This is a genomic window from Paenibacillus elgii NBRC 100335 (assembly GCF_004000865.1).
GTDB lineage: Bacteria > Bacillota > Bacilli > Paenibacillales > NBRC-103111 > Paenibacillus_G > Paenibacillus_G elgii.
On sequence record NZ_BIMB01000137.1, the window covers coordinates 1 to 1,158 of the forward strand.

The following is a 1,158-nucleotide window of genomic DNA, read 5'->3' on the forward strand; positions in this document are numbered from 1 at the left end:
AGCACATCCAGCGCCGTTCCCAGCTTTTCCAGGAAGCTATCCTTCTCCTTGTCACTCTTGGCCTGTTCCGCTTCCGGGTTACTGAGCGCCTCGAACGATTGCCGCTCGCTGCCCGTCATCATGACCTGCTGGCCCATCACGTCGGTCATGTCGGTCAGCATCATGCTGCTTTTGCCGCCTGCGATCCACAGCTCTTCCTGAGCCTCCGCACGGAATGTTTTCAGCTCGCTAAACGATAGTTCCTGCTCCGCCATCAGCACGAGGTCTTTATCGCTCTGCAGGGTGATCCCATCTTCTTCGCCGATGGTGATGAACAACGCGCCTTCCTTCGCTGTAAACGAAATATCTTTCGTCCCCAGTTCGAATTCCTTGCCTCCGCCCGTGGAAAACGACTTTACGGTCGTATCGGCCATTTTCTTGTTCGCCTTCTCCGCTGCTTCACCTTGCGGGGAAAACGGTGTCCGCACCGATTGGATCAGCATCGCTTCCGCTTCGTCATGCGTCGGAAAATACAGCTTGATCCGCGATCCGACCGGCGGCATGGCATGGAAAATATGGCTCGTCGGCGACGAATAGGGGAACCAGACTGCTTCGTGCTCCGGCTGGTTTTTGTCGATATCCAGATGCACCTTCGCCTTTTTGACGCCGATGGATAAAATTTTCCCATCCATCGCCAGACCCGGCAGGTTCTCATTATACTGCTTGTTTTGCCGCAGCCCTGCCGGGGTGGTGCATAAGTATTCGAACTGCAAGATGCCATGAACCATCGCTCCCTGAATGCCTGCAACGACAAACAGACGGCCGTTTCTCTCCACCTCCGCCCCAAGCTCCAGCCACTGGTCCTTTGCGACGATAAAGCGCGTAAAATCTTCCTCCTGGAAGCGTTCGACCTTCGTTTCCACCGCGGTCAGAAACGACTGCACGTCATGCCGGATGCCGTAGGCTCCCTCTTCCAGCTTCACATGCTGCCTGCCCGACGGCGTTCCGATCCATAGACGCGGGGCATGGGTGCTGACGTCCGGCGTCACCACCGCGCCCGCATGGGAAGCGATCCGCTGAATAAACTCCCAGTCGGTTTCCTCGTATTGGAGTACCAGATCGCCGAGCGAAGCCCCGCGCTGGAACGCGTCGGTTTCCAGAAAATTTCCACCCGGATAC

Annotated in this window: 1 pseudogene; it reads right to left on the minus strand. The window is 56.8% G+C overall.

The window, feature by feature from the left end:
- Positions 1-1,158: pseudogene (locus PEL01S_RS34775) on the minus strand (phage late control D family protein); the annotation flags it as partial.